General features: G+C 68.2%; 23 protein-coding genes. 9 read left to right on the plus strand and 14 right to left on the minus strand.

Features of this window, described 5'->3' with window-relative positions:
• Positions 1 to 10: 10 nt before the first annotated feature.
• From CAL26_RS25210 to CAL26_RS25245, 8 genes are all read right to left on the minus strand, one after another.
• Positions 11 to 1258 (minus strand): YbdK family carboxylate-amine ligase, encoded by a 1248-nt coding sequence (locus tag CAL26_RS25210; RefSeq protein ID WP_094849376.1) that lies wholly within the window; start codon positions 1256 to 1258, stop codon positions 11 to 13.
• Between the two features lie 249 nt (positions 1259 to 1507).
• A complete protein-coding gene (locus CAL26_RS25215; RefSeq protein ID WP_094849377.1) occupies positions 1508 to 2998 on the minus strand; it encodes a TrkH family potassium uptake protein in 1491 nt (496 codons plus the stop codon).
• A gap of 14 nt (positions 2999 to 3012) precedes the next feature.
• Positions 3013 to 4392, minus strand: coding sequence for a Trk system potassium transporter TrkA (trkA, locus tag CAL26_RS25220; RefSeq protein ID WP_094849378.1), 1380 nt, complete (start codon positions 4390 to 4392; stop codon positions 3013 to 3015).
• Entirely contained in the window at positions 4389 to 5063 is a 675-nt protein-coding gene (locus CAL26_RS25225; RefSeq protein WP_094849379.1) for a response regulator, read from the minus strand. Before CAL26_RS25225 ends, trkA begins: the two co-directional genes overlap by 4 nt.
• Before the next feature lie 12 nt (positions 5064 to 5075).
• On the minus strand, positions 5076 to 7388 hold the full coding sequence (locus CAL26_RS25230; protein WP_094849380.1) for a sensor histidine kinase: 2313 nt from the start codon (positions 7386 to 7388) through the stop codon (positions 5076 to 5078).
• The gene (locus CAL26_RS25235; RefSeq protein ID WP_094849381.1) at positions 7385 to 7969 is read right to left on the minus strand and encodes a DUF4390 domain-containing protein; all 585 of its coding nucleotides are present in this window, start codon (positions 7967 to 7969) and stop codon (positions 7385 to 7387) included. Before CAL26_RS25235 ends, CAL26_RS25230 begins: the two co-directional genes overlap by 4 nt.
• Before the next feature lie 39 nt (positions 7970 to 8008).
• The gene (gene rsmB, locus CAL26_RS25240) at positions 8009 to 9343 is read right to left on the minus strand and encodes a 16S rRNA (cytosine(967)-C(5))-methyltransferase RsmB (RefSeq protein ID WP_094849382.1); all 1335 of its coding nucleotides are present in this window, start codon (positions 9341 to 9343) and stop codon (positions 8009 to 8011) included.
• A 67-nt stretch (positions 9344 to 9410) separates the two neighbouring features.
• A complete protein-coding gene (locus CAL26_RS25245) occupies positions 9411 to 10217 on the minus strand; it encodes a MipA/OmpV family protein (protein ID WP_306437107.1) in 807 nt (268 codons plus the stop codon).
• A 129-nt stretch (positions 10218 to 10346) separates the two neighbouring features.
• On the opposite strand from CAL26_RS25245, the gene CAL26_RS25250 reads away from it, so the two are divergent.
• Together CAL26_RS25250 and CAL26_RS25255 are read left to right on the plus strand one after the other, a co-directional pair.
• Positions 10347 to 11012 carry a response regulator transcription factor gene (locus tag CAL26_RS25250; protein ID WP_094849383.1) on the plus strand — a complete coding sequence of 222 codons (666 nt, stop codon included), beginning with the start codon at positions 10347 to 10349 and terminating at the stop codon, positions 11010 to 11012.
• Positions 11009 to 12397 carry a sensor histidine kinase gene (locus tag CAL26_RS25255; RefSeq protein ID WP_094849384.1) on the plus strand — a complete coding sequence of 463 codons (1389 nt, stop codon included), beginning with the start codon at positions 11009 to 11011 and terminating at the stop codon, positions 12395 to 12397. Before CAL26_RS25250 ends, CAL26_RS25255 begins: the two co-directional genes overlap by 4 nt.
• Before the next feature lie 19 nt (positions 12398 to 12416).
• On the opposite strand, the gene CAL26_RS25260 is transcribed toward CAL26_RS25255, so the two are convergent.
• Both CAL26_RS25260 and CAL26_RS25265 read right to left on the minus strand, forming a co-directional pair.
• On the minus strand, positions 12417 to 13403 hold the full coding sequence (locus tag CAL26_RS25260) for a GlxA family transcriptional regulator (protein ID WP_179283481.1): 987 nt from the start codon (positions 13401 to 13403) through the stop codon (positions 12417 to 12419).
• Positions 13404 to 13410: 7 nt separating this feature from the next.
• The gene (locus CAL26_RS25265; protein ID WP_094849386.1) at positions 13411 to 14385 is read right to left on the minus strand and encodes a tripartite tricarboxylate transporter substrate-binding protein; all 975 of its coding nucleotides are present in this window, start codon (positions 14383 to 14385) and stop codon (positions 13411 to 13413) included.
• Between the two features lie 268 nt (positions 14386 to 14653).
• On the opposite strand from CAL26_RS25265, the gene CAL26_RS25270 reads away from it, so the two are divergent.
• The 3 genes from CAL26_RS25270 (at position 14654) to rimO (ending at position 17311) form a co-directional block, all read left to right on the plus strand.
• On the plus strand, positions 14654 to 15319 hold the full coding sequence (locus tag CAL26_RS25270; RefSeq protein WP_256988689.1) for a DJ-1/PfpI family protein: 666 nt from the start codon (positions 14654 to 14656) through the stop codon (positions 15317 to 15319).
• A 216-nt stretch (positions 15320 to 15535) separates the two neighbouring features.
• Complete coding sequence (locus CAL26_RS25275; protein WP_094849388.1) at positions 15536 to 15799, plus strand: helix-turn-helix domain-containing protein; 264 nt, start codon at positions 15536 to 15538, stop codon at positions 15797 to 15799.
• Between the two features lie 135 nt (positions 15800 to 15934).
• Complete coding sequence (gene rimO / locus CAL26_RS25280; protein ID WP_094850078.1) at positions 15935 to 17311, plus strand: 30S ribosomal protein S12 methylthiotransferase RimO; 1377 nt, start codon at positions 15935 to 15937, stop codon at positions 17309 to 17311.
• Positions 17312 to 17375: 64 nt separating this feature from the next.
• Here the strand turns inward: rimO and CAL26_RS25285 are convergent, their stop codons facing one another.
• Positions 17376 to 17921: a ferritin-like domain-containing protein gene (locus tag CAL26_RS25285; protein WP_094849389.1), complete on the minus strand. Its 546-nt coding sequence runs from the start codon at positions 17919 to 17921 to the stop codon at positions 17376 to 17378.
• A gap of 253 nt (positions 17922 to 18174) precedes the next feature.
• Between CAL26_RS25285 and CAL26_RS25290 the strand changes: the two genes are divergently transcribed.
• Positions 18175 to 18759, plus strand: coding sequence for an LOG family protein (locus tag CAL26_RS25290; protein WP_094849390.1), 585 nt, complete (start codon positions 18175 to 18177; stop codon positions 18757 to 18759).
• A 70-nt stretch (positions 18760 to 18829) separates the two neighbouring features.
• A complete protein-coding gene (locus CAL26_RS25295; protein WP_094849391.1) occupies positions 18830 to 19360 on the plus strand; it encodes a hypothetical protein in 531 nt (176 codons plus the stop codon).
• A gap of 52 nt (positions 19361 to 19412) precedes the next feature.
• On the opposite strand, the gene CAL26_RS25300 is transcribed toward CAL26_RS25295, so the two are convergent.
• The gene (locus tag CAL26_RS25300) at positions 19413 to 22337 is read right to left on the minus strand and encodes a hypothetical protein (protein WP_094849392.1); all 2925 of its coding nucleotides are present in this window, start codon (positions 22335 to 22337) and stop codon (positions 19413 to 19415) included.
• Between the two features lie 213 nt (positions 22338 to 22550).
• On the opposite strand from CAL26_RS25300, the gene CAL26_RS25305 reads away from it, so the two are divergent.
• Positions 22551 to 23177, plus strand: coding sequence for a pyridoxamine 5'-phosphate oxidase family protein (locus CAL26_RS25305; RefSeq protein ID WP_094849393.1), 627 nt, complete (start codon positions 22551 to 22553; stop codon positions 23175 to 23177).
• 16 nt (positions 23178 to 23193) lie between these two features.
• Here CAL26_RS25305 and fmt read toward each other — a convergent pair whose 3' ends face one another.
• Together fmt and def are read right to left on the minus strand one after the other, a co-directional pair.
• The gene (gene fmt / locus CAL26_RS25310) at positions 23194 to 24138 is read right to left on the minus strand and encodes a methionyl-tRNA formyltransferase (RefSeq protein ID WP_094849394.1); all 945 of its coding nucleotides are present in this window, start codon (positions 24136 to 24138) and stop codon (positions 23194 to 23196) included.
• A gap of 2 nt (positions 24139 to 24140) precedes the next feature.
• Positions 24141 to 24644 (minus strand): peptide deformylase, encoded by a 504-nt coding sequence (gene def, locus CAL26_RS25315; protein WP_086067314.1) that lies wholly within the window; start codon positions 24642 to 24644, stop codon positions 24141 to 24143.
• A gap of 194 nt (positions 24645 to 24838) precedes the next feature.
• On the opposite strand from def, the gene dprA reads away from it, so the two are divergent.
• Positions 24839 to 26113 carry a DNA-processing protein DprA gene (dprA, locus tag CAL26_RS25320; protein WP_094849395.1) on the plus strand — a complete coding sequence of 425 codons (1275 nt, stop codon included), beginning with the start codon at positions 24839 to 24841 and terminating at the stop codon, positions 26111 to 26113.
• The last annotated feature ends 2 nt before the right edge of the window (positions 26114 to 26115 follow it).

Here is a 26115-nt window from a genome sequence, read left to right on the forward strand (position 1 = left end):
CTGGGGGGGCTCAGTGCAGGCGCCGCGGCACCACCCCGGGCTCGGCAAGCGTCTGCACGCCCACCCCGCCCAGCGGTTCTGAATTGGCGCGGACGCGCCGGCGCAGCACCGACGTCGGATCGGTGCCGGCCATGCCGACCAGGCCGCTGTCGCCACGGAAGGCGCCCGTCATGGATTCGACCACCGACGGCAGGTCGCGCAGTCGGTGGAACTGGGCGCGCAGCCATCGCGCGTCGTTGCCGGCACGCAGCGCGTCGTCGCGCAGCGACGTCAGCATATCGGCGGTGCCGAGCTCGTCGGCCACCGGCATCAGGCGGCCGAACAGCCCGCGCAGATGGTCGATCAGCCGCAGGCGCTGGCCTTCGCCCGTGACGTAGCTGCCCTGCAAACCGAAGCGGCAGGCCTGGAAATGATTGCTGCGATAGGCCAGCCACAAGCCGCCTTCCGGCGCGGGGTCGCGCTGCAGCAGCACCGCCAGCGCCTGGGCGAACGCCGCCAGCTGGCAGGCGCGCTCGACGGTCAGCGGCGTGTCGCACACGCGGATTTCCACGGTGCCGAAATCCGGCTTGGGACGGATGTCCCAGTACAGGTCCTTGATGCTTTCCGCCAGCCCCAGGTTGCGCAACTGCGCCAGATGGGCCTCGAACTGGTACCAGTCCGTGACCTCGGGCGGCATATGGCCCGCCAGGGGAAAACTGTTGACCGCGTTCAGGCGGCAGCACGAGAACAGCGTATCCACGCCTTCGTAATAGGGCGAGGAAGCCGACAAGGCGATGAAGTGCGGCACGTAGGCCGACAATTGCCGCGTCAGCTTGATGGCCTGGTCGCCGCTTTTGACGCCCAGGTGGATATGCTGGCCGAAGACGGTGAACTGCCGCGCCAGGTAGCCGTACATCTCGGCCAGGTACTGGAATCGCGGCGTATCGGAAATCGAGCGCTCCTGCCACCGCATGAAGGGGTGGGCGCCGCCACCGGCGACGGAAACGCCCACGGCGTCCGCCGCTTCGCACAGCGCGGCGCGCATTTCGCGCATTTCGGCCAACAGGCCCACGGGATGTTCGTGCACCGAGGAATTCAGTTCGATCATGGACCGGGTGATCTCCGGCTTGACCCGGTCGGCGATGGGATGGTCGGCCATCTGGGCCAGCAATTCGTCCGAAGCAGCAGTCAGGTCAAATGTCCGCGGATCGATCAGTTGCAGTTCGAGTTCTATGCCCAGCGTATTGGGGGCGGAAGGGACGAAGGGGATCTGTTCCATTTCCTGCTCCTATGTATCTTATGGTGGGGGACGGCGCCAGGCGCATCCTGGGCCCGGCCCGGCGGAACCTGAGGTCCGGGGCGGTGCCGAGCGGTGTCTGGTGGGTCACGCGAAGCCGCAGTTTAGCCGCCCGTTGCGGTCATAAACGGTGAAAATCGTGACATTAATGCGCAACAACGCGTAACCCGATGGCTTCTCCCCCTTATCTCGTAAGCAAGCACTCACAAGCGAGGGTATCTCCGGAGACGGTCAGCGGCGCCAGAAGGCAGGCGTAAAAAGCAGTAGCACCGTGAAAAGCTCCAGCCGGCCTATCAGCATGCCGAAGGTGCAGAGCCAGGTCTGGAAGTCGGTCAGGATGGCGAAGCTTCCCATGGGGCCTATCGGCCCCAGCCCCGGACCGGTATTGTTGACGCTGGCCACCACCGCGCTGAAGGCGACCACCGGATCCAGGCCGGAGATCAGCATCAGTATGGTCAGCACGGCAATGGACATGCCGTAGAACAGCATGAAGGCCAGGACGGAAGTCATCACGCGGTTGTCCACCACCCTGCCCCGCAGGCGCACCGGGCTGACCGCGTGCGGATGCAGCATGGTCACCAGCTCGGTGCGCGCCTGCTTGGCCAGCAGGATGGCGCGGATCATCTTGATGCCGCCGCCGGTGGATCCGGCGGAGGTGGCCACGCCCGACAGCAGCAGCATCAGCAGCGGGGCGAACAAGGGCCACTGCGTGTAGTCCACGTTCGCGTACCCGGTCGTGGTGATGACGGACACCGCGTTGAAGACGCCGTAGCGCAGGGCTTCGCCGGGCGTTCCGTAGACGCCATCGACATACAGGAACACCGAGATCGCCAGCGCGGCGCCCAGGGTCACGGCCAGGTAAGGGATGGTCTGCGGACAGGTCAGGTAGGGCCGCGCGCTGCGCGCCTGCCACGCGCTGAAGTGGGTGGCGAAGTTCACGCCGGCGATCAGCATGAAGACGATCGCGACGATTTCCACCGGCACCGAATCGAAATGCGCGAAGCCGTCGTCCCAGGTGGAAAAACCGCCCAGGCCCATGGTAGTGGCCATGTGGCACCAGGCCTCGAACCAGGGCAGCCCCGCCACGCGGTAGGCCACCAGGCACAGCAGGGACAAGCCGAAGTAGATGGCGTAAAGGGCCTTGGCCGTGCTGGCGATGCGGGGGGTGAGCTTTTCGTCCTTGATCGGTCCCGGCGTCTCGGCGCGGAACACCTGATGCCCGCCCACCCCCAGCAGCGGCAGGATGGCCACCGCCAGCACCAGGATGCCCATGCCGCCCAGCCAGACCAGCGTCGCGCGCCACAGGTTGATCGAAGCCGGCAGGCGATCCAGCCCGGTCAGCGCGGTGGCGCCGGTGGTCGTCAGGCCGGACATCGCCTCGAAATAGGCATCGGTGAACGACAGCGGCGTGCCCGCGCGGTGGAAGTAGATCAACAGCGGCATGGCGGCCAGCGCCGGCAGCACGGTCCAGACCATGGAGACCAGCACGAAACCGTCGCGGGGACGAAGCTCCGTGCGATGGCGGTGGGTCGCCGCCCACAGGAGGCCGCCCGCCGCCATGGAGATCAGGGCGGCGTCGACGAAGGCGGCCAGCGCCGCGTCGCCGGTATAGACCGCCAGGCCCAGCGGCAGGATCATGGTCAGCGAGAACAGCGCCATGATCAGGCCCAGCAGGTTGAACACGGCCGCCAGGCGGCCATCAAGGATACGAAGGGCTGGCATGGGCGCCGTAGGGTTCAGAAGAAGGACGCGGACACCTGGAACAGCTTTTCCACGCGGGCCATCTGGTTGCGGCCCGGCACGAAGACGATGACATGGTCGTCCTGCTGGATGACGGTATCGGGGTCCGGCATGATGATTTCGTCTTCCCGGACCAGGGCGCCGATGACCGCGCCCTTGGGCAGGCGCACCTGGCAGACCTGGCGGCCGACCACCCGCGAGGTTTTCTGGTCGCCATGGGCGACAGCTTCCAGGGCTTCGATCACGCCCTGCCGCAGCCGGTGCACCGCGACCACGTCGCCGCGCCGCACGTGGCGCAGCAGTTCGCTCATGGTGGCATGGGAAGGCGAGACGGCCACGTCGATATGGCTGCCCTGCATCAATTCCCCATAGGCCTGGCGATTGATCAGCGCGATGACGCGGCGCGCCCCGAGGCGCTTGGCCAGCAGCGACGACATGATGTTGTCCTCGTCGTCGCTGGTCAGCGCCAGCCAGGTATCCATGTCCTCGATGTTCTCGCGTTCCAGCAGGCCTTCGTCGGTGGCGTTGCCATGCAGCACCAGGACGTTGGAGGGCAGCTTTTCCGCCAGGTACTGGCAACGGGCGGCGCCGTGCTCGATGATGCGCACGCTGTAGTTTTCCTCGGCCAGTTCCTGCGCCAGGCGCAGGCCGATGTTGCCGCCGCCGGCGATCATGATGCGGCGCGCGGTCTTTTCCGCCGAGCGCAGCTGGCGCACCGCGCGGCGCGCATGCCGCGTGTCGGCCACGACCACGACTTCATCGCCGGGCTGGATGACGGTGCCGCGGCCCGCCTGCAGCGGCCGGCCATCCCGCATGATGTCGACGATGCGCGCCGAGACGTCGGGCCAGACCTCCGGCAGCGCCTCCAGCGGCCGGTTGGCCATGGCGCTGCCGCGACCGACGCGGGCCGTCACCACGCTGACGCGGCCGCCCGCGAACTCGACGACCTGCAGGGCTTCGGGAAATTCGATCAGGCTGTGCAGATAGGTGGTGACGCTGCGTTCCGGACTGATCAGGGCGTCGATGCAGAAGCCGTCGTCGCCGAGCAGTTCAGGGTGTTCGGCGACATCCGACGACCGGACGCGCGCAATGCGGCGCGGAATGTTGAACACCTGCCGCGCGATGCGGCATGCCACCAGATTGACGGTATCCGAGGCGGCGCAGGCGATGAAGAGATCGGCGTCCTCCGCGCCCGCCTCACGCAGGACGGACACCTGCGCGCCGTCGCCGCGCAGGCCGCGCAGGTCGCAACGTTCCTGCAGGTCCTGCAGGTTGCGCGCGTCGGTATCGATGACGGTGATGTCGTTCTGCTCGGACACCAGGTTTTCGGCCACGCTCGTGCCCACCCGTCCCGCGCCGACGATCAGGATCTTCATGTACTGCGCTTGCGCGCCGACTCGATGCCCAGCTGCTTGAGCTTGCGGTAAAGGTGGGTGCGCTCCAGGCCGGTCTTTTCCGAGACCCGGGTCATGCTATGGCTTTCGCGCACCAGGTGGTATTCGAAGTAGATGCGTTCGAAGGCGTCGCGCGCTTCGCGCAAGGGCTGGTCCAGCGAGATGCTGCCCAGCAAGCCGTTGGACCCGGCGGGCGTTTCGGCGGCGGCGGACGGCAGGGAGGGCACGTCCAGTTCGTCTTCCAGCGGCACGGCCGACAGGGCGGCCGCGGGCGCGGGTTGCGGCACGCGGCCACGCGCCAGCGCTGCCGAAATAGTTTTTAACAACCGCTGCAGCGTAATGGGCTTTTCGAGAAAATCGAGCGCCCCGATGCGGGTGGCCTCGACCGCGGTATCGATGGTGGCGTGGCCGCTCATCATGATGACCGGCATGTCCAGCAGGCCTTGCGAGCCCCATTCCTTGAGCAGGCTCACGCCGTCGGTATCGGGCATCCAGATGTCCAGCAGGACGAGGTCGGGACGCGAACGTAGGCGAGCGGCACGGGCCTGGGCCGCATTTTCGGCCAGTTCGACCGTGTGTCCTTCGTCGTACAAGATTTCTGACAGAAGCTCGCGAATGCCAACTTCGTCATCAACCACCAGAATTCTGGCCATAAACCCGTCCACCTATTGCGTAGCCGCATTATCCTGTTGTTGTGCGGTTGCGTCCAGAGTATCGACCCCGCCCGCCAGGCGGGTCAACAGTATCGAAATGCGCGCCCCGCCTTCGCGCCGGTTCGCCAGATCGATGCGCCCGCCATGCTCTTCCACGATCTTGCGGACGATCGCCAATCCTAACCCAGTCCCGTGCGCCTTGGTGGTCACGTAGGGCTCGAAGGCCCTTTGCATGACCTGCGGCGAGAAGCCCGGGCCGGTATCGGCCACCGTGAAACGCAGGGCCAATTGCTCTTCGCCATCGCCCTGGCGCGCGCGGGTCAGCTGCGTGGACACGCGGACCTTGCCCTCCTGCTGGCCGGTAATGGCATCGCGCGCATTGGCCAGCAGGTTGTGTATGACCTGCCGCAATTGCGTGGGATCGCCTTCGATGGGCGGCAGGCCGGGCTCCAGGGCGACTTCCAGATTGAGCGAATTGACATGATCGCGCATGAGACCTTCGACCGGATCCCAGCCGTACAGGGTCAGGACGTCGGAGACCAGTTCATTGAAGTCGATGCGCTTCATGACGGCCGGCGGCGTACGCGCGAATTCACGGAAATCGTCGACCATGTGCTTGAGCGAGGCGACCTGGTTGACGATGGTGTTGGTGGAGCGCTCCAGCATGCTCCTGTCCTTGGGCTCCAGGCGGTCGGCGAGCTTCATGGCGAGGCGTTCCGCCGACAGCTGGATGGGGGTCAGGGGGTTCTTGATCTCGTGCGCCAGTCGGCGCGCGACTTCGCCCCAGGCGACGGCGCGGTTGGCCGACATCAGTTCGGTGATGTCGTCGAACACCACCAGATAGCCGTTGCCCCGGCCATCCACGCGCAGATGGGTGCCGCGCGCCAGCAACGTGGCGGCCTGCTGGGCCGCGGGGTGGCTGGCGGCGGGACTCAGCTGGATTTCGAACTGCTGCTGCCAGTGCAGGCGCTCCGACCCCACGGCGGTGTGCGCGGCAAAGGCCTGCCGGACGATTTGCGCGAAGGGCAGCATGCCCTCGACGGTTTCCAGGGGCCGGCCGATGACCGAGCGCAGGTCGGCCTGCAGGATGGTCTGCGCGCCCTGGTTCACCGTGGTGACACGGAATCCTTCGTCGAATACCAGCACGCCGGAGGACAGGTTCGACAGCACGCTTTCCAGGTAGACGTTGGAGCGCTCCAGCTGCTGGCGGTTGCTTTCGACCATGCGGCGCGCTTCGTCCAGCTGGCGCGTCATGGCATTGAAGGAGCGCGTCAGCTGGCCGACTTCGTCACGTTCCGGGGGTTCGGGCAGGGGCCGGTAATCGCCGATGCCCACCGCCTGCGTGCCGGCGGCCAGGCGCAGCAGCGGACGCACCAGCCGCTTGGACAGCGACAGCGCGACGGCGATGGCGGTGAAGACCGACACCAGCAGGGCCAGCGTCAAGGTGATGCCATAGAGCTTGCGCAGGCCCAGCCGCGACAGCGCCAGCTCCTGGTAGTCGCGGAACCCCTGCTGCACGCGGTTGGCGTTGTGCGCGATCTGGTCGGGTACCGGCTGCACCAGTTGCAGCCAGCGGGGTTCGCCGCCGGCGCTGCCCAGGGTGTCGAAGCGGTCGGGCGAGATCAGCGGGATCACCACCCGCAGGTGCAGGCCGCCCTGCCCCCGGTCCAGCGGATCGTCGGCTTCGGCCGCGGAATAGCCGCGCGACAGGCGCAACTGGTTCAGCACCGTGGCGGGCGGCAGTTCCGGCAGCAACTGGCCGTACTGGCTGGTGGAAAAGGCGATCATGCGGCCGCCGCCCGTGAATACCAGGGCTTCCTGCACACCGTTGGCTTCGCGCAGGCGGGTCAGCGTCAAGGCGATGTTGGCTTCGCTGGAGCGGTTCAGTTCCGTGGCCATGGAACGCGCCCGCGCATCCAGGTCGGCCAGCAGCGAGTCCAGCGCGGCGCGGCCCAGGTTCAGGCCGGATTCCAGGGCGCTGTCGACCCGCACGTTGAACCAGGACTCGATGGACCGCGACATGAACTGCACCGACAAGGTGTAGATCAGGGCGCCCGGCACCACGCCGATCAGCGTGAAGGCCAGGGCGAAGCGCGCCGTGAGCCGTGCGCCGAACTGGCGCCGCCGGATCTGGCGCACGAGCTTGACGGTCAGCGCCACCACCCAGGCGAACAGCGCCAGCGCGACCACGCCGTTCAGCAGCAGCAGCGCGTCGTAGTAGCGCGCCAGGCGCGAGGCATTGCCGGTGGACCAGGCCAGCAGGCCCAGCAGCAGCATGCCGGCCAGCGCACCCGCGACCAGGGCGATGCGCAGGAGCAGCCTCATCGCTTGTCTCCCGCGGGATCGGCGAGGGCGAAGTCGAAGTCCTTCCACGGCGTGGCCACGGACCAGGAACTACTGTTCAGGGCGTTGACCTGGAAGGGCCGCGCCAGCATCGACGTATCCAGGCGCAGGCGCAGGCGGCCGTCGTAGCGCACGCCGGTCGCCAGGTCGGCGGCGTCGGCCACGGCCCAGCCGCGTATGTGGCGCACCATGTCCATGGCGGCGTCCAGCGACTGCACCGGCAGATTCAGTTCGCCGACGCCGGCGCGCCATTGGCGCGTCAAGGCGTTGTAGACGATGCGCCAGGTCATGTTGGTGTCGGCCACCGTGGTGTCCAGCCACCACCAGCGCGAACGCGTGATGACGACGTCGGCGGTGAAATACAGCGGCACGCCGCGTTCGGCCGCCTCGCGCAGCTGGTCGTTCAGTTCGACGCGGATGTCGGCGTCGATTTCCACCTTGCCATTGCGGATGACAGGATCGACGTTGACGACCTTGGGATCGGCGGCGTGCGCGATCCCCGCCCACGGCAGCGATAGCGCGGTGGCCAGCAAGAGCACGAACAGGCGCGTGGATATGGGCATACGATGAATCAGCGCTGCAACCCCTTTATTCTTGGCGATTCAGCTGGCCTTGGCAAACAAGGCATAGAAAAAGCCGTCATGTTGTGTCGTGTCTGTTGCGCCGGACGCGACGGGCAGCAACTGCCCGGGCGCTTCCAGACGCCGCGCGTCGGCGTGGCGGGCGGCGAAGGCCGTGGCCTGGCGCTCGCCTTCATCGGGAAATACCGAGCAGGTCACGTACAGCAGCCGGCCGCCCGGCGCCACGGTGCGCCATAGCGCATCGACGATACGGGCCTGCAGCTTGACGGTGCGCGCGACGTCGTCGGGCCGCCGCAGCCAGCGGATGTCCGGGTGCCGCCGGACGATGCCCGACGCGGTGCATGGGACGTCCGCCAGCACGGCATCGAAAGGCTTGCCGTCCCACCAGGCGCCCAGGTCGGCGGCATCGGCGGCGCGCAGCGCGACGCGCGGCGCGTCCAGGCCCAGCCGGCGCAGGTTGTCGCCCACGCGCTGCAGGCGGCCCGCGTCGGCGTCCAGGGCCAGCAGGTCGATATCGGCCAGCTCGAGCAGGTGGGCCGTCTTGCCGCCGGGCGCGGCGCAGGCGTCCAGCACACGCATGCCATCGGCTGCACCCAGGAGCGGCGCGGCCAGCTGCGCCCCGGCGTCCTGGACCGACCACCAGCCGTCGTCGAAACCCGGCAGGCGCTGCACCGGACGGGGCTGGTCCAGCATGATGCCCATGTCGGCCACCGGTTGCGCGCCGATGCCGGCCGCCTGGAATGCGTCCAGCACCTGCTGCCGCGTGGCGCGGCGGCGATTGACCCGCAAGGTCAGCGGGGATGGGATGTTGGCGCCCGCCAGTATGGATTCCCAGTGTTCCGGGTAAGCCGATCGCAGCTTGTCCACCCACCATTGCGGGTGGTTCCAGCGCGCCTCGATCTGGCGCGCGAGCTGCGGCAGCAGGGTGTCCCGGTCGCGCAGGAAGGAGCGCAGCACGCCGTTCACCAAGCCTTTCAGCGGCTCGACGCGGGGCATGCCGGCGGCGGCCTGCACGGCCTGGTCGACGACGGTGTAAGGCGCGTACACCGGCGCCGAGGTCCCGGAAGGCGCGGTATCCGGCAGCAGCAGCGTCAGGCTGACCAGCAACAGCGCTTCGGCCAGCGGCTCCGGAGGCGTGCGCGGCGCCAGGATGCGGCGCAGGGCGCGCGCTTCTCCCAGCCGGCGCATGGCATGGAAGGAAAGCGCCTGCGTGCCGGCGCGCAAGGGCGCCGGGACCTCGGCGATGGCGTCGGTCATGGAACGGCCCGCCAATACCGCCCGCGCGACCGCGGCGCTTTCCGCAAGGAGATCGCGCAACGGCGCCGCGGCCGCGGGGGATGACGTCGGGTCTGGCATGGGGAAGCGATAAGGCGGGGTGGGTAACCCCGTAATGGTACCTGCTCGCGGGCGGCGGAACCGGCGTTCAGAACCGATAGCTGATTCCCACGATGCCAAAGGCCGAGGTGCGGCGCTCGACGATGGGACTGTCGCGCGCGTCGCCCAGCAGACTGCGCACGCCCAGCGTGGTGGACAGGCTCCATTGCGTATCCAGGGCGTAGCGCCAGTTGGCGTACAGCGTGGCGGAACGAAAACCCGCGCCCGCCGAATAGCTTCCCAGCCCGGCCTCGCTGCGCGCGGACTCCGCGCTGCTGACGCCGAACCACGTCGACATGTCGTCATGGCTGCCCCAGGTCGTCTCCGCGCCCAGCCGCACGGCGTGGGGCCCGGACTGCCAGACGGCATAGGATCCGTTCAGCTCCACGCGGGTGCCATAGCCCGACCGCAAGGCCTGGATCGCGGTGGCGGTCACGCGCCAGCGGCCCGGCTGCCAGCGCACGAAAGCGCCCGCGGTGGCATGGGTGTCGATATCGTCCAGGCCTTCCAGGCGGTCGTAATCGTCCGCGTCCCGCCCCAGCCGCAGACCCGCGAACACGCCGGCCTGCCAGTCCGGCGCCAGCCTGGTCTGCAGGCCCAGGGACGGCAGGCCATCGTTGGTGCCGACGAAGAATGCGCCGCGCTCGTAGGAAAGCTGCGGCACAGGCCTGGCGCGATAATCCTTGGCGCCGGCGTATTCGGGTACGATCCCCACGCCCAGGCCCACGCTGTTTTCGGCGCGGACGGCGCCGCCGGCCAGCATGGCCCACACGCCCAGCCCCGCCCAGGCGGCGTGCAGCCGGCGCCCTGCGAACGATGCGCCGCGGGAACGCAGCACCCTTGATCTGATTGCCATTGATTTACCCTCGCCCATGGCCGCGCGACGGGGCGGCCTTCCGGGCTGGGATTCTCGGCAAGGCGTTTTAAAAGTTTTTTAATTCCGGACCCGTAATCTGCGCGTCATTCCCGAACCGGAGACCACGCCTTGCACATCCTGCTTATCGAGGACGACCCCATGCTGGGGGACGCCCTATGCGGCGGTCTGCGGGAAGCGGGCTATGCGGTCGACTGGATGACCGACGCGGCGCAGGCGCGCGCCGCGGTCACCGACCACGACTACGGCGCGATCCTGCTGGACCTGCAACTGCCGCACGGTTCCGGCCTGGGCATCCTGAAAAGCGTGCGCGAACGCTACGACGCCACGCCCGTCGTCATCCTGTCGGCGCGCGACCGGCTCAGCGACAGGATCAAGGGGCTGGACGAAGGCGCGGACGACTACCTGGTCAAGCCCTTCCCCGTCGAAGAACTGCTGGCTCGGCTGCGCGCCGTGACCCGGCGCGCCAGCCACCGCGTGGTGCCGCTGATGCGCATTGGCGACGTGCAGGTCGACCCCGCGCGCCGCCACGTCAGGCTGGCGGGCCAGCCGGTCAAGCTCAGCATCCACGAGTACCGCACGCTGGTCGCGCTGCTCGAACGCCAGGGCCATGTGGTGACCCGCGAACAGCTCGAGGACGCGGTATACGGCCGCCATGGCACCATCGAAAGCAATACCGTCGCGGTCTATGTCCACCAGTTGCGCCGCAAGCTGGGCAACGATCTGATCGCCACGGTGCACGGCTTCGGCTACCGCATAGGCGAGGCGCAGCCATGAGGGCCTGGCGCGCCCTGGCCGCGCAGCACGACAGCCTGCGTGTCCGGCTGCTTTGCGCCATGCTGATCGGCATCGTCGCCTTCGGCGGCGCCTGGTATTCGCTGCGGGCCTGGGATATGAAGCGGCCCGAAACGGGCTACCTGGACGAGCGGCTGCGCGACATCGCCAGGCAAATCGTCGAGTCCATCCCGCGCACCTTGTCGCCCCATGACTCCATCGCCGCCTACAGCCTGCCGGACAGCGAGGCGGATCCGAAAGGAGACATGCTTTTCCAGGTCTGGCACATGCCTTCGGGCAAGCTCATCCTGCGCTCGCCCCGAGCGCCTGACCTGCCCATGAAGCCCAGCTTTTCCGAAGGCTTCAGCTCCATCGACGCGGACAATGAGACCCGGCGCGTGTATGCGCTGTCGGACCGCACCGGGACGATACAGGTGCAGACCGCCAAAGGCCAGTCGGAGCTGGCGGCGACCTACAAGGCCTGGGTCAGGGAAGGCGTGTTCGCCGCGATCGGGATCTTCCTGCTGCTGGCGATCATCATGTGGACGGCGGTCCACCTGAGCCTGCGCGCGCTGGACCAGGCCCGCGACGTGATCGCGCGCCGCTCGCCGTTCGACAACTCGCCCTTGCGGCAGGACGGTTTGCCCAGCGAGATCCGCCCGTTCGTCGTCGCCATCAACCAATTGCTGGAACGCCAGGAGGCCGCGCTGGCGCGCGAACGCCAGTTGATCGCGGATGCCGCGCATGAACTGCGCACGCCGCTGGCCGCGATCCAGGCGCAGGCCCAGCGCGCGACGTCGTCGCACGACATCGACACCACGCGCGCCGAGGCCGCCAAGCTGCAGGCCGCCGCCGCGCGCGCCGCGCGCATCGTCGAGCAATTGCTGGACCAGGCCCGCCTGGATTCGGACGAGGCCCTGCCCATGGAAGATGTCGACCTGGCGGATATCGTCGACCTGGTGGTGCGCGATTTCGAGGGCAAGGCCGCGCACAAGTCGCAGAAGATCGCGATCGCCGCGGAAAGCTGCCCGGTGCGGGGGAACATCGACGCCCTGGGCATCCTCTTGGGGAATCTGGTGGATAACGCCGTGCGCTATACGCCGGAACAGGGGCACATCAAGGTGTCCTGCGGCCTGGACCACGGTGCGCCCGTGCTGGCGATCGCCGACGACGGTCCGGGCATACCCTCCGCCTATCGCCGCCGCGTTTACGACCGCTTCTTCCGTGTGCCCGGCAGGACCGAAGGCGGCACCGGCATCGGCCTGTCGCTGGTCGCGCGCATCGCGCGGCTGCACGCTGCCGAGCTGGTGGAAATGCCGGTGGTACGCGGATTCCATCTGACCGTGCGATTCCCGGCGCGCATTGATGGCGCGTTGAAGGTTTCCTGATCGCACAGGGGTCGCCGTCTCACGCGGCTTCCGTCCTGAACGACATGGGCGACACGCCCAGCCGGCGTTCGAAGGCGCGCGCCATTTGCTGCCGCCCGGAAAAGCCGCAGCGCAGCGCGATCTTGTCCAGCGACTGGTTCGTGCCGGACAGCAGTTCCCGCGCCAGGTCCACCTGGGCCGCCCGGATGTATTGGTTGGGCGACAGGTCGAATACGTCCTTGAACGTGCGCGCCAGCTGGCGCGTGCCCAGGCAGACGTGCTCGGCCACTTCGTCCACCGTCACGCCATGCTCCAGCCGCGCGAGGATGAAATCGGTGGCCCGCCGCAGGCGATCGGTGGAACCGCCGTAGGCGGCCAGCGCCGTGCTTTGCTGGCCTTGTCCCGGCGCTCGCACGCGGAACACCACCAGATCGCGCGCGATCGCCAGGGCCAGCTCCCTGCCGAAATCCTCGTCGACCAGGCTCAGGGCAAGATCGATGCCGGCGGAAGCGCCGGCCGACGTGAACATCTTGCCCTGGCGCGTGAACAGCGTGTCTTCATGCACGCGCACCGCCGGATAAAGATGGGCGAAGCGTTGGATATATCCCCAATGCGTCGTCGCCGGCCCGCCATCCAGCAGGCCCGACTCGGCCAGCACGAACGCGCCCGTGCAGACCGAGCCCACGCGCCGCACGCGGGGCGCCACCGCCAGGAGCCAGTTCCTGAGCTGCAGGTCGTGCTTCGCATTCATCACGCCGGGTCCGCCAGCGACGATCAGCGTGTCGAAGGCGCAGATGTCGGGCGGCGGCAACGCGGCGCTCTGCAGGCGCAGGCCGGAGGACGTGGCGATCTCGCCGCCGAACGAGGAAATCGCCGTGACGCGGTAACGATCCGGTTCGTCGGCACGGCGCTGGTGATGATTGGCCCGGCTGAACACGTCGGCGGGGCCGGTCGCGTCGAGCAGCAGGACGTCGTTGAAAACGACGATCCCGACTTCCCGAGTGCCCACGGCGGGCAGGCGCGCCACGACCGCGTCAGTCCGCGGCGAAACCGATTTCCTGGACAACCTGCTTCCACTGGGCATATTCCCTCTTCATGGTGTCGGCCAGCGTGGCGGCGTCCCCATCGCCGATCTCCAGCCCCGCCGCCAGCAGCGGGGCGCGGACTTTTTCATCCTTCACGAGGGCAAGCAAGGCGCTTCGATAGCGAGCCACGGTGGCGGCGTCGACGTTGCGCGCCAGGAAATAGGAAAACCACTCCCGGCTGACCAGCGCCTTGTAGCCTTCTTCGGGAAACGTCGGCACGTCGCGCAGCTGCGAGGTGCGCGAGTCTCCGGTCACGGCCAGTATCTTGAGCTTGCCCGCGCGATGATGATCGAGGATATCACTGGTCGCCAGGAAGGCGAACGGGATTTGCCCGGACATCACGTCGGCCAGCGCCGGCGCTGAACCGCGATAGGCCACGTGCGTGAACTTGCAGTCCATCTCGCGCTGGAGCAGCACGCCTGAAAAGTGGAAGACGCTGCCGGAAGCCGGCGAACCGTAGAAGCCGAACTCGGGGTTCTGGCGGATCAGGGCGATCGCTTCCCTCAAGGTCTTGGCCGGCACCGTCGGCGCGCAGGCGAAGGCGATCGGCGCCGTGGCCACGGTGCCGACGGGCACGAAGTCCTGGAACGGGTCGTAGGGCAGGTTCCGGTAGGTGTGGGGGTAGATCACCATCGACGAACCTATGGTCTGCAGCAGCACGCTGCCGTCGGCCGGCCCGGTCTTCGCGAAGCCCACGGCGACCTGTCCGCCCGCGCCGGAACGATTCTCCACCACGACGTTGGCCTGCAACGCGGCCGCCAGGACCGGCGCCACCACCCTGGCGATCCTGTCGCCCGTCGCGCCGGGCGGAAATCCCACCAGTACGCGCACCACGCCCGGATGGGCGTCGGCGGCGATCGAAAGTGCCGGGCGTATCAACGCCAGGCCGCCCAGCATCTGCAGGGCTATGCGTCTGCGATTCATGATTGACCTTTATATAGACCGCCGACGGGCGGTTCCCCTAGCTGCGAGTGTCGCCGTCCGCGGCCATGGCGACTGGACATTTGCATGCCATTTCAGGACATTCCCGTTCCGCGAATCGCGGCGATGTCTTCAAATGGCACATAAATGTCCGGCACGGACGCCGCCATGCTGGCAGGGTGACATCATGAAAACCGATACCGAAAGCCGCGCCGCGCAAAGCCCGGACGCCAAGGACCAGTCCCGCAAGACCCGCAAGACCCGCATCGGGATGCTGGTCTTCCCGCTGGTGACGTCGCTGGACATCCTGGGACCCTTCGAAGTCCTGGCGCGCGCGCCGGATTGCCAGGCCGAGCTGGTCTGGAAAAGCCGCGAGCCCGTCAGGGGCGACACCGGCCTGGTGCTCACGCCCGACAGGAGCTTCGACGACGCGCCGCAGTACGACGTGATCGTGGTGCCGGGCGGACCGGGACAGACGCCGTTGATGGAGGATGACGAGGTCATCGGCTTCCTGCGGCGGCAGGCGGCCGGCGCGGAGCTGGTCACCTCGGTCTGCACCGGGTCGCTGTTGCTGGCGGCCGCGGGACTGCTGGACGGACGGAAGGCCACCTGCCATTGGCTGTCGATCGACCAGTTGGCGTTGTTCGGCGTCGAGGCGCTGCCGGATCGCGTGGTGGTGGACGGGGACCGGATCACCGGCGGGGGCGTGACGTCCGGCCTGGATTTCGCATTCACGGTGCTGGCCAGGCTGCGCGGCGAAGGCCCCGCCAAGGCGCTGCAGCTGATGCTGGAATACGATCCCGCGCCGCCGTTCCAGAGCGGCCATCCGCGGGTCGCGGCGCCCGAGCTGGTCGAGCAGGTGCGGGCGTCCGCGCGCGACATGCTCGAGCGCCGGCGCGAAGTGTCCGCGCGCGTCGCCAGGAGTCGCGGCGCATAGCAGGCGGGTCGGGGGCCCTGCTGCCCCTGCTGCCCCTGCTGCCCTTTGGCCCCTGCGGCCGCTACGGCTCCTGAGGTCCAAGGTCCCCTGCGCATCCTCCCATCACGGGAATACGGCAATGCCGTATAATCCCGCGCTCATCCCCGTGCCGCCGAGGCACGGCGGCTAGAACCAGGGTGGCGGCGCGCAGCCGCTCCACCCACGCATCGATCAATCATGGAAAAAACCACCCCGCCGGCGCGCGCCGCCCGGCGGCAGCCGTCGCGCATCAGCGAAGCGCGCAGCCGCGTCGGCCTGCCCCAGGCGGACTTCGCGGAACTGCTGGGCGTCAGCGTGCGCACCTTGCAGGATTGGGAGCAGGGCCGGCGCAATCCGTCCGGCGCGGCCAAAACCCTGCTGCAGGTGGCGATGCTGCACCCGGAAACCCTGCGCGACCTGCCGCGCTGGCATGCGGACGAGTCCGGCCTGCCGCCCGCCTGAATCGAAACGACTATCCCGCCGCACGGCCTGGACCCGTGCGCGTAACCACGGTGAACTAGATTGGAAATCCTGGAAAAATCGCGAGCCGCCAATGGCTCCAGCAATACGGCCGCCAGCAAGGCGGCGCCCGCCGGCATGAACGGCGGCACCGGCAACGGCGCGACCGCCAATAGCGGCGGTGGCGGCAACGGCCGCGCGCCGCGCGTCGGCTTCGTTTCGCTGGGCTGTCCCAAGGCGTTGGTCGATTCCGAACGCATCCTGACCCAGCTGCGCACCGAAGGCTACGACGTCACGCCGTCTTATGACGACGCCGACGTGGTGGTGGTGAACACCTGTGGCTTCATCGACAGCGCCAAGGCCGAATCGCTGGAAGCGATCGGCGAAGCGCTGGCCGAGAACGGCAAGGTGATCGTGACGGGCTGCATGGGCGTCGAGGAATCCGCCATCCGCGACGTGCATCCCAGCGTGCTGGCGGTGACCGGCCCGCAGCAGTACGAGCAGGTGGTTCGCGCCGTGCATCAGGCCGCGCCGCCCAGCGCGACGCACAACCCCTACCTGGACCTGGTGCCGCCGCAAGGCGTCAAGCTGACGCCGCGCCACTATGCCTACCTGAAGATTTCGGAAGGCTGCAACCATCGCTGCAGCTTCTGCATCATCCCGTCGATGCGCGGCGACCTGGTCAGCCGGCCGGTGGGCGACGTCCTGAACGAAGCCGAGCGGCTGGTGAAGGCCGGCGTCAAGGAACTGCTGGTGATTTCGCAGGACACCAGCGCCTACGGCGTCGACCTGAAATACCGCAGCGGTTTCTGGAACGGCCGGCCGGTGAAGACTCGCATGACCGAACTCTGTTCGGCGCTGTCGGAACTGGGCGTCTGGACCCGCCTGCACTACGTCTATCCCTACCCGCACGTCGACGAAGTGATCCCGCTGATGGCGGAAGGCAAGATACTGCCTTACCTGGATATTCCCTTCCAGCACGCCAGCCCGCGCATTCTCAAGGCGATGAAGCGGCCGGCGTTCGAAGACAAGACCATGGCGCGCATCAAGCAATGGCGCGAGGTCTGTCCGGACCTGACGCTGCGGTCCACCTTCATCGTCGGATTCCCCGGCGAAACCGAGGAAGACTTCCAATACCTGCTGGACTGGATGAGCGAAGCCCAGCTGGACCGGGTCGGCTGTTTCCAGTATTCGCCGGTGGAAGGCGCGCCCGCCAATGCGCTGGGCGATGCCGTGCCGGATGAGGTCAAGCAGGACCGCTGGGAGCGCTTCATGGCGCACCAGCAGCAGATTTCGGCGGAGCGCCTGCAGGCGCGCGTGGGCCGCGAGATCGAGGTGTTGATCGACGAGGTCGACGAAGACGGCGCCATCGGCCGCAGCAGCGCCGATGCGCCGGAAATCGACGGCAGCGTCTACGTGGCGTCGGAACAGCCGCTCAAGCCGGGCGACCTGATCCGCGCCACGGTGACGGACGCGGATGAATACGATCTGTGGGCCGACGCGATCGAGCGTTGATACCGCAGCAAGCCGGAGACGGCCGCGCCGCCGCCCGGGCCTGATCGCCCGGGCGGCGCGCCGGTCAGTCCAGGAAGTCCGACAGGTCGTCGGCGTGTTCTTCTTCCACGGCCAGGATTTCTTCCATCAGGCGGCGCGTGGTGGGATCGTCTTCGCCGATATAGTCCACGATCTGCTTGTAGCTATCGATGGCGATCCGCTCGGCCACCAGGTTTTCCTTGATCATGTCTTCCAGCGTGGACGCTTCGACATATTCGGAATGGCTGCGCTTGGCGAGGTTGGCCGGGTTCATGTCCGGCTCGCCGCCCAATTGAACGATCCGTTCGGCGATGCGGTCGGCGTGCTGCTGCTCTTCCGTGGCGTGCTCGGCGAATTCCGCCGCCACCGGCTCGGCGTTCATGCCGCGCGCCATGAAAAAGTGGCGCTTGTAGCGCAGGACACAGACCAGCTCGGTGGCCAGGGCGTCGTTCAGCAGGCGCAGCACGGTCTCTCGATCGGCACGGTAGGTTTCGGTGACCGCGCCGTCTTCCAGCCCCTTGCGGGCGCGCTCGCGCATCGCCTGCACGTCGACGTGGAAATCGGCCTTCTTCGATTGGGTGGACATATCCATATAAGACTCTCCTTGTCTAGGGCGTTGTATCGCCGCCCCGGCGGTTGCGCGCCGAAATATGCGTAAACTACCGGGCTTCGGGCTTGGTTTGGGGGGCTACGCAAGTTTCGCGCCCGGCCTCGCCCCTGGCCTTGCGCCCGGCTTTTTCGCGCCACCGCGCCGGGCCTGGCGCATGCGGGATGTGGAATCCAAATTCCGAAATCCGGAATGCGGGACGCAGCCCCAGGCCGTCACGATTACAAGCGATGCAAGCATGAAACTCGAAAACATCTGTGTGTACTGCGGCTCGAATGCCGGCCGGCAACCTGTCTATGCCGAAGCCGCCCGCGCCTTCGGCCGCGAGCTGGCGCGGCGCGGCCTGGGGCTGGTGTACGGCGGGTCCAGCAACGGCATCATGGGCATCCTGGCCGACGCGGTGCTGGAAAGCGGCGGCCGCGCCATCGGCGTGATCCCCGAAGCCCTGGTCAAGAAAGAACTGGCCCACCGCGGACTGACCGAGCAGCACATCGTGACGTCCATGCACGAGCGCAAGACGCTGATGGCGGAAAAGGCCGATGGCTTCGTGGCGCTTCCCGGCGGCGTCGGCACGCTCGAAGAAATTTTCGAAACCTGGACCTGGGCGCAGCTGGGCTTTCACGCCAAGCCTTGCGGCCTGCTGAACATCGCCGGCTATTTCGACAAGCTGACCGAATTCCTGGACCACACCGTGGAAGAAGCCTTCATGCGGCCGCAGCATCGCGCCATGCTGGCGGTGGAAAGCGATCCGGGCCGGCTGCTGGAGCAATTCGCCGCCTACACGCCGCCCACCGTGTCGAAATGGATAGCACCCGCCAAATGATGGCGACGGCAGGCATCCACATCCAGGCGACGGATCAACGCCACGCAGGCGACGCGACCAGGACAGACTCATGAAAACCACCACCGAACAGCTGCTGCGCGATTACTTCCACGCCAAGGACGAAAACCGCCCCTGGTACATGGCCCGCGCCTTCGCCCCGGATGCGCGCCTGAACATGGTGCTCAAGACGCAGGCGATCGCCTTCCCTTCCGAAGTCGCCGGCGAACCCGCCATCGCCGATACGCTGTCGCGCGCCTTCGGCCAGACCTACGACAACGTCTACACCTTCTACCTGGACCGTCCCGCGCCGGACGCGGTGCTGGGTGAATTCAGCTGCGACTGGATGGTGGCGATGACGGAAAAGGCCAGCGGCAAGGTACGTGTGGGCTGCGGCCGCTACGACTGGCGCTTCCAGGCCGAACCGCATCGGGTCAAGCACCTGACCATCACCATCGAATCGATGGCGACGCTGCCCGCCGACACCATGCCGGCGGTGTTCGGCTGGATCACCGCACTGCCCTACCCCTGGCTGGCGCGCGGCGCGCTGGACAGCATGCCGGCGGTGCCGGGATTGGAAGACCTGCGCTGGCTGACGCGCTGACAGCACAGCGCTGAACGCACGGCGCTGAAAGGACTGGGCTGAAAGGACAAGCTCACGCGTCCCGCCGCACCAGGTGGTGGCGGATCATCAACGGACCGATCACTTCCTGGCGCCATGCTCCCTGCGCGGCCGGCGTCAGCCGCACGTCGCTGGCCATCGACGCGAAGCTGCGCACCGGATCCAGCCTGATCGCGGAACCGTCGAAGGCCGTTGCGGTATCGAGCCGGTACCAATAGGGATTGATGCGTACGGTATAGCTGCCATCCGCCATGCGCTTGATGTCGGTACGCATGTAGGCCATGCCCCCGGGCAGGACCGCGACCCCATCGTCCATCCTGACCGGTCCTGATTCCCCCAGCGCGTGGAGCCCACAGATGAAGCCGGCCGCGGCGGTTTGCGTGAGATAGGTCGTCAGCGCCGCCGTGTCCGGACCGGCCAGCCTGCGCAGCGCCAGCAGGCCGCGCTCGACGCCCGGGACGTGCGAGTCTTCCCCGGCGTGGGCACTTGAAGTGGTGTAGGGAATGTAGTTGCCCAGGCGATCGACGCCCGTGACGGAGAACTGCGCGGAGACGCGCATGATCCCGTCCACCCGCAATTGCTCGTCGATCTCCACCACGGTGGGGCCGGCGGGACCGGCGATCTCGTACTGCGTGAGCGTCCGGGGCGCCAGGTCGCCGTTCAGCAGCTCGGCGGCGAAGCGTTCGTGCTGCGCGCGGCTCATCAGCAAGGCGCAGCGCCCGCGCGCCGGGTCGTACTTCACTCCGAAGTGATCGGCGACCGCCCTGCGCAGGTCGGGCGTCCAGCCGTCGATGAACGCTTCGGACCCCGCCGAACGCGATCCGGAATGGTCGTCGGCATCGTCGTCCGGAATGCACACGGCCTGCAGGGCCTCCATCAGCTGGGAAGCGAGCCGCAGGCGGCTGACCGCATGCGACTCGAGCCGATCGCGCCAATCGCCGTCGGATGGCGGATCGGCGTCCAGATCCTGTACCAGGGCGGAGGCCGCGTCGTTCAAGCCGTCATGCAGGATATAGCCCGAGCGCAGCAGGGCGGCTTCGGCGTTCCGGCGGCTGCCCGCGTGATGCGCGATGAAGCGGCGCCAGGCGAGGCTGGCGATCCGCGTGCATACGCGCATGACGTCGTCGGCCGCCATGTCGGTGAAGCTGGCGCATTCCGCGCAGGCCGACGCGGCGGATTCGGCGCCTTCGCGCAAGGCACGCATGGCGTGTTCCGGATCGGAGGCGCCACGTGCCAGGGCCTGCGCGACATCGGCCAGGTGATCGGCGGCGGTTTCCACATGCGGGGCGGCGCGTTCGAGGGCGATCGCCGCCAGGGCATCCTTGTCCAGTGACAGCCCGTAAGGCCGCAGCAGGGGTTGAGCGATGCGCAGGCACTCGACTTCGCGGTTGCACAGGGTCTTGATCGCGGCCTTATCCAGGACTCGCACGGCCAGGACTCGCACGGCCGGGGCGCGGCCGGCAGACGCGCGAGAATCGGCCGGCAGGCCGGGGGATCCGCCAGGGCGGGGACACAAGCCATCGAGGGCCCATTGCACGGCGGCTCGCAGATCCTGTTGGACGTCCGTCGGCAGGGTCAGGCCCGCGGGCAGGCAATGGCTTTCCCAGGCTTGGACCGCCTGGGCCAGCGTTTTGAGGCCTTGCGCGATGGGCCATCGCCGCGCGCCGCCAGCCTGCGTTTCAAGATCGCGCAGGCTGGCGGCCAGCCTGTCCAGATAGCCTTGCGCGTGATGGTCGCGCACGCTGCATAGCAGCGCGGCCGCGCCCGCGTAGTCGGGTGCGGCGCTTTGCATGGCCCGCACCAGTTGCGTCAACGTCCGTACATCCAGGCCATGGGTGTAGGCCAGGACGTCCTTCAAGGGTTTGCCCAGCAAGGCGGCGGCGATCAGCCGGGGCGCGAGCACGGGCGCGCCGCCCGGCGCCAGGACGTCGGCGTAGCCCATGACGGCCAGGCTTTTCGTCAGCGACCCGGCGGCCAGGTCGTACACGGCCTGCGGCGGACGACCCTGCGCGAGCTGGACGTCGATCAGGCGCGACGTCGTGTGGACGAAGTAATCCAGCCGATCGCAGACCGTGCGGTTGGCGGCCGCCCGGAGCTTGCCCATCAGCCCGAGCCGCTGTTGCCAAAGGTCCGGCGATGTGTCCGGCGATGCGTGCAAGTGCCGCAGCGCCCGCCCGAGCGGGCACCGTGCAAGCGCGTCAACCCCGGCCGCGCCGGGCGGGGGCGCGAGCTGCGTGGCCAAGGTTTTCAGTTCGACATGCGACAGCTGCCCCAACGCGACGGCCAGCAGGCTTGCATCCGCGTCCGCCCCGCCGGCGCGGCACAAGGCGGTGGCAAGGCGGGCGCACGCCAGGTCCAGCGCATGGCCGTCGGCTCGGGGCGGTACCGGCAAGGCCTGGATGACCTGCTTCAATGCCGGCAGCAGCGCGCGGCGCGCCAGCTCGCCATCCAGCATCGTCGAAAATGCCGCCCAGGACTCGCGCGCGGGGTCCGCCTTGGGCGCGCGCATGACCCACGGGACCGGACCCGGCGTGGCGCTACCCAGCGATTGCCGCAAGGCCGCGAGTTGGCCGGTATCGGCGCCGGCGAGATAGTTTTCGGCGATGCGATGAAACACCTGGGCATGCGCCTGACCCGCGCAGCGGCGCGTGACGCGGTCGTACAGGCGCTGCATATCGTCCTGGCAAACCGCGCCGCCGGCGTGGGTGCGCGACCACTTCACCATGGCCCGCACCCGATCGGCGCTGCCGGCCCTGGCGTACACCAGGGAGAGCTTGCCGCGCAGGCCGTGCATCTGGCGCATGTCGCCGATCAGGGTTTTCAGCCTTTGGCGGCGGCCGGGACGCGCACGGAAAGCGGCGCGGGCGCCGTCCCCGGCGGACGCCGCCGTCAGGTTGTCCGTCGTGCCATCCATGGGATAGGCCAGGCCGCCGGCAACCCCCAGTCCATCCACCGCCATCACGCTCTCCTGTCCCCTGCATGCGCACGCCCGCGCAAGGCAGCCGCGCATCGTATGGGGTCCGGACACTCGGGCCCACGGGCGGGCGCATATTTGCGGCGGAGTCCGATGGCGCGAGCGGGGACATCCGGCGCGGCATCTGGGCTACCATGGCAGCGCTGGCTCCCAGGCACGCCCGGGAGCCGGACCCTGCCATCGATGACAAACCACGCAATGACGATCGACGACGCGCACCGGATTGCCGACCTGGATGCCCTGACCGCGCTGTACGGGCAGCCCAAGGACACCTCGCTGCTGAAAGAAAGCGCCACCCTGCATCCGAACTACTGCGCGTTCATACGCGCCGCGCCGTTTGTCGCGCTGGCGACCAGCGGTCCCGGCGGCCTGGACGTCTCGCCCCGCGGCGACACGCCGGGCTTCGTGGAGATCCACGACGAACGGACGCTGCTGCTGCCGGACCGCCGCGGCAACAATCGCGTCGACAGCCTGCGCAATGTGATCGCCGATCCGCGCGTGGCGCTGCTGTTCCTGATCCCGGGTATCGGCGAAGCGCTGCGCGTCAACGGACGCGCGCAGATCACGGTGGATCCCGCGCTGCTGGAAAAGCTGTCGATGGACGGCAAGCCGCCGCGCTCGGTCATGGTCGTCAACGTGGAGACAGTGTTCTTCCAGTGCTCGCGGGCGGTGGTGCGGTCGCGGCTATGGGACCCGGCCACGCAGCTGCACAGGGATGCGCTGCCCAGCGCGGGACGCATCCTGCGCGATCTGATCGGCGGCGGTTTCGACGGCGATCAATACGACCGCGAATTGCCGGATCGTGTGAAGAAGACGCTTTACTGAGAGGCTGTTCGGGGGCCTACGCCTTCGCCTGCCAGCCGCGCGCGAAGATCTCGACCGGCTGGCGCTTGCCGCCGGCTTTCTGCAGTTCCAGCAAGCGCAGGATGCCATCCGCGGCGGCGATATCGATGCCGGTGGGCAATACGCGCAACACCGTGCCGGGCACGGTGGCCGACTCCCCGGGCAAGGCCTGGGCGCGCCATACCTTGACCGGCTCGTCCAGACCCGGCAGGCGCACGGTGGCCCCGGGCACCGGGTCGAAGGCGCGCACCCGCCTGGCCAGGGTTTCCGCCGACAGCGAAAAATCCAGCGCCGCTTCGGCCTTGTCCAGCTTGGCCGCGTAGGTCACGCCCTGTTCCGGCTGCGGCGTCGGCGTCATGCCGCCGGCGGCCAGGGCAGCCAGGGCTTCCACGATCGCGGCGGCGCCCGCCGCCGCCAGGGCATCATGCAGCGACGCCGCATTCTGCTCGGGACCGATGGGTACGCGGCGCACCAGCAGCATGTCGCCGGTATCCAGGCCGGCGTCCATCTGCATGATGGTGACGCCGGTTTCCGTATCGCCCGCTTCGATGGCCCGCTGGATGGGCGCGGCGCCGCGCCAGCGCGGCAACAGGCTGGCGTGGATGTTCAGGCAGCCATGGGGCGGAAGGTCCAGCACCCATTGCGGCAGGATCAAACCGTAGGCCGCGACCACCATGACGTCGGGCGCGGCGGCCAGCAGTTGGTCGCGGGCCTGCGCGGCTTCCTCGGGATAACGGCCGTCCAGGCGCAGGCTGCGCGGCTGATCGACGGGAATGCCGGCGGCCAGCGCCGCCTGCTTGACGGGACTGGGCGTCAGTTTCAGCCCGCGCCCGGCGGGGCGGTCCGGCTGCGTAAGCACCAGGGGCACGGTATGGCCCGCCGCCAGGATCGCTTCCAGCGCCAGGCGGGCGAAATCGGGTGTCCCCGCGAATACAACCCGCATCGTTACCCTACTTTTTCGGCTTTGCGCATCTTGGTCTTGATGCGGTTCTGCTTGAGCGGAGACAGATATTCGACGAACACCTTGCCGTCCAGGTGGTCGAGTTCGTGCTGCACGCAGACCGCCAGCAGGCCTTCGGCTTCCATCTCGTAGGGCTGGCCTTCCGCGTTCAGCGCCTTGAAGCGGATGCGCGCCGCGCGTTCCACTTCGTCGTAGATGCCGGGCACGGACAGGCAGCCTTCTTCGTAGGTCTGCTTTTCTTCGCTCTTCCAGGTGATTTCCGGGTTGATGAGCGTCAGCAGCTGGCTGCCGTCCTCGGACACGTCGATGACGACCACGCGCAGGTGCACGTCCACCTGCGTGGCCGCCAGCCCGACACCGGGGGCTTCATACATGGTGTCCGCCATATCGCGGACAAGTTTGCGGATGCGGTCGTCCACCTCCGCCACGGGCTTGGCCTTGATGTGCAAGCGCGGACTGGGGTAGTGAAGGATGTTGAGCAAAGCCATGGAAAGCGCCGTATCCCGCGGCCGCGGATGCTGCGGGCGGGAAACAGGAGAGGATGATTGGAATATCGTAATAATAATTCATTAAGGGCTTGATTTCTAATAGTTTCCGGCTAATGAACGTATAGCGGGACGGATGGGACATTCCGGTCTCTTCCCGCTGCTCCGGCGGCCATGATCGTGCGACACTGCGCCCCATGCTTTCGGACACCACACGCGACGAACTCGCCGCCTGGCTGCGGCTTTCCCTGGAACCCGACCTGGGCGTGATGGGCGCCATCGGCCTGCTCAGCGCCATCGGCATGCCGGAGCAGATCTATGCCTTGGGGGCCCCCGCCCTGTCCCGCCACCTGCCCCAGGAACTCGCCCGCCAACTGGCGGCGCCGCCGCCGTCCGCCATGGCCAGCCTGATCGACGACACGCTCCGCTGGGCCGAAGGCGCCGGCCATCACATCGTCACGCTCGCCGATCCGCGCTACCCGCGCGCGCTCCTGACCACGCCGGATCCCCCATTGCTGCTTTACGTGCGCGGCGACCCCGCCCGCATGGCCGGGCAGGCCCTGGCCGTCGTGGGCTCGCGCAGCGCGACGGCGGGCGGCGCGGAAAACGCGCGCGCCTTCTCGCGTCATCTGGCGCAGCACGGCTGGTGCATCGTCAGCGGCCTGGCGCTGGGCATAGACGCGGCCGCCCACGAAGGCGCCCTGGACGCCGGGCCCGCGGGCGCCGGCACGGTCGCCGTCATGGGCACCGGGATCGACCAGGTCTATCCGCCGCGCAACGCGGGGCTGGCGGAACGGATCGCGGCGCAGGGGGCGCTGGTGTCGGAATTGCCCCTGGGCAGCCCGGCGATCGCCAACCATTTCCCGCGGCGCAACCGGCTGGTGGCCGGGCTCGCGCAAGGCGTGCTGGTGGTGGAAGCCGCGCGCCAGAGCGGTTCCTTGATCACGGCGCGGCTGGCGGCCGAGAACGGCCGCGAGGTTTTCGCCATCCCCGGGTCCATCCATTCGCCGCTGTCGCGCGGCTGCCATGCGCTGATACGGCAAGGCGCCAAGCTGGTGGAAACGGCGCGCGACATCACCGACGAATTGGGGGGTGCCGGCGGCTCGGGCGTTGCCCGTGCAGGCGCGGGCCGTGCAGGCGCGGGCCGTACAGGTGCGGCCGGCTCAGGTGCGGCCGGCTCAGGTGCGGCCGGCTCAGGTGCGACCGCCCGAGGCGGCGCCACGGCCCGGCGGGCCCGCGACGAAGACGTCCCCGCCCCGGCCGGCGAGGAAACCAGCGCCGGCGCGGCGGCCGTCATCGACGCCCTGGGTCACGATCCGGTCCATCTGGACACCCTGCTGGGACGCACCGGCCTGGACCTCGCCACACTGTCCGCGCGTTTGCTGGAGCTCGAACTCGCCGGCACGATTGCCCGCCTGGATGGCGGCCGTTTCCAGCGTTTGGCCGGCGCGCGGCGCGCCGCCAAAGGCTAATA

Origin of the sequence: Bordetella genomosp. 9, from assembly GCF_002261425.1 — a bacterium.
Classification (GTDB): domain Bacteria; phylum Pseudomonadota; class Gammaproteobacteria; order Burkholderiales; family Burkholderiaceae_B; genus Bordetella_C.